Genomic DNA, 8,837 nt, shown 5'->3' on the forward strand with positions numbered 1-8,837 from the left:
ATTAAGTTTAAGCTAGTACATATAAGCACACCAAACACACTTTCCTTGATAGGTTTGCATAGATTCAGGATAATCCACACTGTATAAACCCTGTCTCACACAGCAAGGTTCAGCACATTACTTTACACAGCTATTGCAACCAGCTATTTCCCCTCATCAAAAGGCAACTTCATGGCATCACATCTTGCTAATGCAATTCGCTTCCTGGCAATGGACTCAATTCAACAGGCCAACTCCGGCCATCCCGGCGCACCAATGGGTATGGCCGAAATGGCTACAGTATTATGGCGCGAATTCCTGCAACATAATCCGGCCAACCCCAAATTCTACAACCGCGACCGCTTCATTCTTTCCAACGGTCACGCATCCATGCTACTGTACAGCCTGCTGCACCTGAGCGGCTACAACCTCAGCATCGAAGACCTAAAAAACTTCCGTCAGTTGCACAGCAAAACCCCCGGCCACCCAGAATATGGCTATACCGATGGCGTAGAAACCACCACCGGCCCATTAGGCCAGGGAATCGGCAATGCCGTTGGCCTGGCGCTGGCAGAAAAAATCCTCGCCGCCCAATTTAACAAATCCGGTTTTAATATCGTTGATCACTATACGTATGTTTTCGTTGGCGATGGATGTCTGATGGAAGGCATATCCCACGAAGTGTGCTCACTGGCCGGCACCCTGAAACTGGGCAAACTGATTGTCCTGTATGACGACAACAACATCTCCATCGACGGCAAAGTAGACAACTGGTTCAGTGAAAATATTCCCGAACGTTTCGCTGCTTACGGCTGGCACACCATTGCCAACGTAGACGGCCATAACGAAGCAGCGATCCGTGCCGCCATTATTGCTGCCAAAGCCGAAACCGACAAACCATCAATTATCTGCTGCAAAACCAGAATTGGCAAAGGTGCAGCCAATAAAGAAGGCAGCCATAAAACCCATGGCGCCCCGTTAGGAGCCGAAGAAATTGCGGCTACCCGTATAGCCTTGAACTGGGCGCATGAACCATTTACTATTCCACAAGAAATCTATGACGAGTGGAATGCTGTCGCAACCGGTGCACAACTGGAACAGCAGTGGCAGGATTTATTTAGCCGCTACCGGCAACAATACCCAGCCGAAGCAGCGGAATTTATCCGTCGCATGGATGGCAAACTGCCAGAAAACTTTACCGAACACGTCCAAAATGCATTAAACGATGTTTGCTGCAAAGCAGAAAAAGTGGCTACCCGCAAAGCCAGTCAGAACAGCATCGAAATTCTGGCACAAATCCTGCCTGAATTTGTCGGTGGTTCTGCCGATCTTACTCCGTCTAATCTCACCGACTGGTCAGGCAGTACAGCAGTCACAGCCACAGGTGGTGGCAACTACATCCATTATGGCGTACGCGAATTTGGCATGGCAGCCATCATGAACGGCCTGAGCCTGCACGGCGGTATCAAACCATTTGGCGCTACCTTCCTGATGTTCAGCGAATATGCACGCAATGCCCTGCGCATGGCTGCGCTGATGCAAATTAACCCGATATTTGTGTTCACGCACGACTCTATCGGCCTAGGCGAAGACGGCCCAACACATCAGCCAGTTGAGCAAATCGCTACCTTGCGTCTGATTCCCAACATGAGCGTATGGCGTCCTTGCGACAGTGCCGAGTCATTAGTAGCCTGGGCTGATGCTGTAGCTGCAGATAATCACCCCAGCTGCCTCATATTCAGCCGTCAGGGACTGCCATTTATGCCGCGTGATAGCCAACAATTGGCCAATATCCGCCGTGGCGGCTATGTCCTGAAAGCAGCCTCTGAAAAATCTGCACAGGCAGTACTCATTGCCACAGGTTCCGAAGTTGAGCTGGCCATCAATGCCCAAACCAAACTGGCCGAACAAGGTATCGCCACTCACGTCGTATCCATGCCCAATACCCATATCTTCGACCAACAGGACAAAACCTATCGTGACAGCGTACTGCCTGCCGGTTTACCGCGTATTGCCATAGAAGCCGGCGTAAGTGATTCATGGTACAAATATGTCGGTAGCGATGGTGCCATTATCGGCATCAACCGTTTTGGCGAATCCGCACCAGCAGAACAGCTGTTTCAGGAATTCGGCTTCACAGTTGATCAAGTTGTCGATGTGGTTAAAAGCGTTATTTAAATCCAGCCACAAAAAAAGCCAGCAATATCTGCTGGCTTTTTTTATATCAGCTTACAGCCAATTTAATCTTTAACATTGACATGACGCGTTTCCGGCATCATCAAAATCGCGATAATAGATAATATACTGGTACCAACCACATAATAAGCCGGTGATATCGCACCGAAATGCTTAATCATCCAAGTCAGTACAAATTGCGCAGTACCACCAAACAAAGTTACACCAATAGCATAAACAATTGATACCCCTGTGGCGCGCAGTGCAATCGGCATCATTTCCGGAATCGCTACCAGACTACTGGCACCAGTCATACCAGTTAACAGCGTTACCATCATCGTCACCAGTAACAGCATTGCCACACTTTCCGTTTTCACCAGCAAATAAAACATCGGCACAATCAGCAACATCAAAGCCACACGTGGCCATAACATAATGCTTTTACGGCCATATTTATCGGCCAGAAGTCCCGCCAGCAAAGAAAACAGAAACATCATCAACCCACCTAAAATAGTACAGACTTGTGCAATCTTTGGGTCAAATTTCAGCGTATTGATAGCAAAAGTAGTCATATAATTGCCTACCTGAGCAGTAATAGCAGTTGCCATCAACACCATAATGCCCAATATTACCTCTTTTCTATAGCGGGTGAATATTATCGTCAGCATCTCAGCATCATTGTGATATGTTGGCTCTTCCAGAGTTTCCGGCAAGGCACGGCGAATATACAGAGCAATTGGAATCAGAGCCAGACTCACCAGAAAAGGTATGCGCCAGCCCCAACTGGCTAATTGTTCCAAACTCAACTGAGCAGAAACCAAATAACCAACTATCCCACCAACAGCCACAGCAATACCCTGACTTGCCATCTGCCAGCTAGCATAAAAAGCGCGTTGATTAGGTGGAGCTGATTCGATCAGCATTGCCGAAGCTGGGCCTACTTCCCCTCCCAGCGCCAAGCCCTGTACCAGACGTGCGAATAAAACAATAATTGGCGCAGCAATACCTATACTTTCATAACTCGGTGTAGCAGCCAGCCCCAATGTACCAATTGTAATTAATGTTACCGTTAAAATCATGGCTGCTCTACGCCCTTTTTTGTCAGCATAAGCGCCAATTAACACACCCCCAAGTGGACGGGTAAAAAAACCCACACCATAAACTGCCACAGCAGTTAGCAAACTGATAAATGCATCATTATTAGGAAAAAATGATTGCCCAATATACACTGCAAAAAACGAATAAATAATAAAATCGTAAAATTCCAATGCATTTCCGGCTACCGCCGCCGCAATCGCCTTCGCCGGAGGCTTGTTGTGCTCTACAGCCGCCTGTCCTGTATTCATATCAATACTCCCTTTATTCTATAAAAATTCAAAATCGGATTTATTGCAGAAAACGTTCTGCCAGTGCTACCCAGTAAGTCGCACCAATGGCAATATTCTTATCATTAAAATCATAATAAGGATTATGCAAATCAAAACCAGAAGCAGCATCCAGCTCTTTCAAACCATTACCAATAAACAAATAGCTTCCCGGGCATTTTTCCAGCATAAATGCAAAATCTTCACTACCGGCCATCGGCTCAGTCTGATCAACAATATTCTCCTCAGCCACCACTTCGCGCGCTATCTGACGCGCAAACTGTGTTTCCTTAGTGGTATTAAATACAGGAGCATAGCCATGCTGATAATCCACCTCAGCCACCACATTAAAACTTTGTGCCTGAGCCTGTACTATCGCCACAATACGCTCCTGTAATAGCTTGCGTACTTCTGGTTTGAAACAACGCACGGTCAGCTTTAATTCCGCCTGTTCCGGAATCACATTATTAGCCACACCGGCATGGAACATACCCACAGTCACTACAGCAGAATCCAATGGATTCACATTACGTGACACAATCGTCTGCAAGGCCATTACAATAGAAGAAGCAGCCACAATCGGATCGTGCGTATTATGCGGCTTCGCACCGTGACCACCTACTCCTTTAACCGTAATCGTTACCACGTCAGAGGAAGCCATCATCCATCCATCATAAAAATGCAATTGCCCCTGTGGATAACCCGGCATATTATGCATCCCATATACCGCATCACACGGATACTTCTCAAACAGACCATCAGCAATCATCCGCATCGCACCACTACCGGATTTACCATACTCTTCTGCCGGCTGAAAAATCAGATTCAGCGTACCATTAAACGACTTTCTGCCCGCCAATACCTTGGCTGCGGCCAACAACATGGTAGTATGCCCATCGTGACCACAAGCATGCATCTTGCCCTCATGCTTGCTAGTGTGAGCAACACCGCTTTCCTCAGAGATCGGCAACGCATCCATATCGGCCCGAATACCAATACACTTTGAACCATTACCAGCACGAAGCTGAGCAACCAGGCCAGTACCACCAATACCCCGCTCAACCGTATAGCCCCATTGCTCTAACAAACCAGCAACCAAATCACTGGTTCGATTCTCTGCAAAAGCCAATTCAGGGTGTTGATGAATATCATGCCGCAACTGAACAAAAGTACCTAACTCAGCCTCAACCAGTTCCCTCACTTCTTTCATAAACATACCCTTACACATTTAGTTAAAAGAAAAGATTATAGCTTAACAAACAGCATTAACATTGACAAAACAAAATAATTTAATACCTGAACTTAAAAATTTCATATTTAACATAAGCAATTAAAAAATCAAAATATTTAAAGTGATTTATATTCGGATTAATCACTAGAAAAAACAATGGCACTATTCAAATTAATAAGTACTAAAATAAAAAACAACTTCAGTGTAGCTACCCCTTAATTTTGTTGTTTGAATATGTGTTGCCATTCCAATTCACATCCATTATTGGAATGGATACATTCAATAGTATAAGGGCATTGGGCTAACACATCATTTTGTAAAAACTGCGCTGAGCTAAATTGGGATTTGTCGAGTAAATGCCCACATAGAGCTCAAGTGATAAATCATCAATGCCGGCAAATAAATATTCTCTAGTATTTTGTTTCATTTTTAAGTAAAGGTAAAAGCTTGGTGTCGACATGTAACATTTCACCTGGATAGGTTTTGTTATAGTGTTTAGCTTGACGTCTTAATTTATCTTCAACAGACTTCAACATTAACCAGACATTTAATACCGTAACAGATAGTTTTATAAAGTTCATTTTTTATTGATTAAGGAAACAAAAAATTACAACCGGACTTTCTTCAGCCCGTTATAAATAATTGGATGACAGATCATAAAAGCATTTAGCCAAAGCAGTGATGGTTATTTTTTCTTTATAATATAAGCGCCATATCTCTTGTCAGTGATAAGGTATTAACTTTGTTTTTTATGTATATTCATTACTGCAATTTCTCAAATTACAGTAAATAACACGAAGACCTCATACGACAATGTTATAAATTTTTCTGAAAGTTTTATCTACTGTGGTTCGGTTTTTACACATTAGCTATGATTTCCACTTGACAAAACGTAGCCTAGTCCAAAAATTTATTTGATGTGTTAATCACCACCCAAAAATCCGTCATATAATGCATTAATTTTATTTATTTTTTTAATTTTTTTGAATAACAATAATTTATCATTAACTTTTAACATAACTCACCCTTTATTATCATAAAACTTGACAATAAATCAGCAACTCTTAATAATAGTGCCGTTTTTTTAATCTAATAACTTTATTATAACGAGGTGGCAAAATGCCTGTAGGTAACAATTTATCTTAATGCCGACGTGGTATTTCTATCATATTGTCTTTTTCTTAGCCTTTTCTAAGCTTCTACGTTGCAATTCAATCTATAGATTTTTCCTTGTCGGTTTTCCCTTATTTTTGGAGAAAATATTATGGCAATGGAATCTTATATTCAAAATTTAGAATTAATTAAATATCCACGAACACCTCATTTAGAAGGATCACGATTACAATTTGGTGATAGTGAACATGGACAACGTCCTTATAAACAATTAACTGGTCAATATATTGTTGTTGAAGAAAAACTTGATGGTGCAAACTGTGCAATTAGTTTTTCAGCAAGTGGTGAGTTATTGCTTCAATCCCGAGGGCATTATTTGATGGGTGGCGCTAGGGAGCGACAATTTAACCTATTAAAACACTGGGCTAGCGTACACGAAAATTGGTTGCTTGAGCGGCTAGAAGATCGTTATATCCTTTATGGCGAATGGTTACATAAAAAACATGCTATTTTTTATGATGCATTGCCTCATTATTTTTGTGAATTTGATATTTGGGATAGACAACAAAACTGTTTTTTATCGACTTTAAAGAGACACCAGTTATTAGCTGGCGGTCCTATTTTATCGGTACCTGTGTTGTTTGCTGGGGTTGCTCCTACTAAATTAAGCGATTTATTAGTACTAATTACCCCCTCTTTAGCTAAAACCGCTAATTGGCGTGCTTGTTTTGAAAAGATAGTAGCGCGTGAAAAACTTGATTTAAGTAAAGCTTGGCAACAATGTGATGATTCTGATTTGATGGAAGGGTTATATCTTAAAATCGAATCAGAAGAGCAAACGATTGATCGCTTAAAATGGGTTAGGCAAGATTTTGTTCAGGCGATTTTAGATGCAGGTCAGCACCATAGTGAACAGCCTTTTATTCCAAACCAATTGGCTCAAAATGCTGAGCTATATAGTCCACAATTAACGGTGAATTGGAATAATCGATGCCTAAATGGAGGTAAATAATGAATTACCAATCATTAAAAAAACAAATAGCGAGTACCTTGGCAACCGATGATTTTAGCCCATGGTTAACGTGTATTCCTGAGTTGAATGACTTAATCATCACTCCACAAGATCCCTCACACCATGGCGAGGGTAACGTTTGGGTTCATACGCAAATGGTAGTGCGTGCATTATTAGCGGAAGAAGAGTTTACCAACGCAACACAAGATGAGCAGTTTGTATTATTTATGACGGCTTTATTACATGATATCGCTAAGCCTGAAACCACGGTTATTGATGAAAATACAGGTAAAATTACGCAACCAAGACATTCCAAAAAAGGAGAGATTCGTAGTCGTATTTTATTATGGCGAATGGGTGTACCATTTGATTTACGCGAGCAAATCTGCCGAATCATTAGTGTACATCAAGTGCCTTTTTTTGCATTAAGTGATACGCATAGAAATAGATCGCCTGAATATTTAATTCATCGTTTATCATGGCAATTGCCTATTTGGATGTTATGCCTGCAAGCAAAAGCGGATATGAAGGGTCGCATTTGTGCTGATAAACAAAGAGCACTCGATGAAGTCGAATTATTTAAGCAACTAGCGCTTGAAGAGGGATGTTTACATCACCCTCGCCAATTTGTTGATGATTATACTCGAGTACAATATTTTCGAGGCAGTAATGTATTACCTGATTATTCATTATTTCCGCGAGAAGGTTCTAACGTAATTATGCTCTCTGGTTTACCAGCCTCGGGTAAAAATAGTTGGATCAGAAAGCATTACCCAACATGGGCTGTTGCTTCTTATGATGATGCCAGATCTGAGCTAAAACTAAAGTATGGCAAAAACGAGAGACTTGTTATTCAATTTGTGCTAGCAAAGGTCAAACAATGGTTAAGAGAAAAACAACCTTTTATTTGGAATGCGACCCACTTATCGCAGGAAATGCGTCAAAAAGCGCTTGACTTGCTTTATGCTTATCATGCGAATGTGGAAATCGTCTATCTGGAACAAGCAGAAAAAGAGTTGTATCACCGTAACTCGGCGCGAGATACTACATTGCCAAACAAAACCATTCAGCGATTATTAAATAAATGGGAAGTTCCCATGCCAACGGAAGCAAATAAGGTGAGTTATTTGATTAATTCATAACTATTAAGCATATTTAATCATATTCATTGGAACTAATATGTAACTATCCCCTAAAATAGTACAGCTCTGAAGTAGAAAATTCTCTTTATTAACCCACAGAGGATTTAATCATGAAAAAAATGACTGAACATCAAATCGTATCTATTTTAAAAGAAGCTGAAGCCGGTATTCCTGTTAAAGAACTTTGCCGTAAATATGGTATGGCTAATTCACTCTATATAGAGTAAGCACAAATACAAACAGCAGCACTAAGGCTGCTGTTATGTTTTGCTAGCAGGCATCTATATTCATTGCCTTCTAGCCTTTAGCCAAAGCAAGAAACCCGGCTGATCTCTCAACCGGGTTCTTCTTATGGGGAGTCTGGCGGTGTCCTACTTTCACATGGGCATCCATACTATCATCGGCGCTAGGTCGTTTCACGGTCCTGTTCGGGATGGGAAGGCGTGGGACCAACCTGCTATGGCCGCCAGACATTAAACTGTCAAATCAGAAAGCCTTAATCTTGGTGATGTGTATTCATCAGTAAGCTTTTATCATTTCTTCTGTACATGCTCTCATGTATGAAGTCCTTCAAATGATAGAGTCAAGCCTCACGAGCAATTAGTATCGGTTAGCTGCAAGTGTTACCACTCTTCCACACCCGACCTATCAACGTCCTGGTCTCGAACGTCTCTTTAGAGGGATTAAATCCCTAGGGAAGTCTCATCTTCAGGCGAGTTTCACGCTTAGATGCTTTCAGCGTTTATCTCTTCCGAACTTAGCTACCCGGCGATGCGACTGGCGTCACAACCGGTACACCAGAGGTTCGTCCACTCCGGTCC

The 8,837-nt window shown here is 42.1% G+C and carries 5 protein-coding genes, 2 rRNA genes and 1 pseudogene; 4 read left to right on the forward strand and 4 right to left on the reverse strand.

Annotated features, from left to right (window positions below; all coding sequences use genetic code 11):
* The first annotated feature begins 171 nt into the window (after positions 1–171).
* On the forward strand, positions 172–2,157 hold the full coding sequence (gene tkt / locus BGI33_RS02880) for a transketolase (protein WP_100089885.1): 1,986 nt from the start codon (positions 172–174) through the stop codon (positions 2,155–2,157).
* A 62-nt stretch (positions 2,158–2,219) separates the two neighbouring features.
* Here the strand turns inward: tkt and BGI33_RS02885 are convergent, their stop codons facing one another.
* Together BGI33_RS02885 and BGI33_RS02890 are read right to left on the reverse strand one after the other, a co-directional pair.
* Complete coding sequence (locus tag BGI33_RS02885; RefSeq protein ID WP_100089886.1) at positions 2,220–3,500, reverse strand: MFS transporter; 1,281 nt, start codon at positions 3,498–3,500, stop codon at positions 2,220–2,222.
* 40 nt (positions 3,501–3,540) lie between these two features.
* Positions 3,541–4,728 (reverse strand): M20 aminoacylase family protein, encoded by a 1,188-nt coding sequence (locus tag BGI33_RS02890; protein WP_218965109.1) that lies wholly within the window; start codon positions 4,726–4,728, stop codon positions 3,541–3,543.
* Positions 4,729–6,013: 1,285 nt separating this feature from the next.
* Here BGI33_RS02890 and BGI33_RS02895 point away from each other — a divergent pair.
* The 3 genes and pseudogenes from BGI33_RS02895 to BGI33_RS14080 form a co-directional block, all read left to right on the forward strand.
* Positions 6,014–6,874, forward strand: a complete 861-nt coding sequence (locus BGI33_RS02895; RefSeq protein WP_218965110.1) for an RNA ligase family protein — start codon at positions 6,014–6,016, stop codon at positions 6,872–6,874.
* Entirely contained in the window at positions 6,874–8,016 is a 1,143-nt protein-coding gene (locus BGI33_RS02900; protein WP_100089888.1) for an AAA family ATPase, read from the forward strand. The genes BGI33_RS02895 and BGI33_RS02900 overlap by 1 nt, the downstream gene beginning before the upstream one ends.
* 110 nt (positions 8,017–8,126) lie before the next feature.
* Positions 8,127–8,228: pseudogene (locus BGI33_RS14080) on the forward strand (transposase); the annotation flags it as partial.
* 146 nt (positions 8,229–8,374) lie between these two features.
* Here BGI33_RS14080 and rrf read toward each other — a convergent pair.
* Positions 8,375–8,487 (reverse strand): 5S ribosomal RNA (gene rrf, locus BGI33_RS02905).
* A 108-nt stretch (positions 8,488–8,595) separates the two neighbouring features.
* Positions 8,596–8,837: ribosomal RNA gene (locus BGI33_RS02910) — 23S ribosomal RNA — on the reverse strand; the annotation flags it as partial.

The organism is Snodgrassella alvi (genome assembly GCF_002777425.1).
Classification (GTDB): Bacteria; Pseudomonadota; Gammaproteobacteria; order Burkholderiales; family Neisseriaceae; genus Snodgrassella; species Snodgrassella alvi_B.

Coding starts and splice junctions, on each gene's coding strand:
- BGI33_RS02900 (WP_100089888.1), top strand. CDS start 6,874: ATGAATTACCAATCATTAAAAAAACAAATAGCGAGTACCTTGGCAACC.
- tkt (WP_100089885.1), top strand. CDS start 172: ATGGCATCACATCTTGCTAATGCAATTCGCTTCCTGGCAATGGACTCA.
- BGI33_RS02890 (WP_218965109.1), bottom strand. CDS start 4,728: ATGAAAGAAGTGAGGGAACTGGTTGAGGCTGAGTTAGGTACTTTTGTT.
- BGI33_RS02895 (WP_218965110.1), top strand. CDS start 6,014: ATGGCAATGGAATCTTATATTCAAAATTTAGAATTAATTAAATATCCA.
- BGI33_RS02885 (WP_100089886.1), bottom strand. CDS start 3,500: ATGAATACAGGACAGGCGGCTGTAGAGCACAACAAGCCTCCGGCGAAG.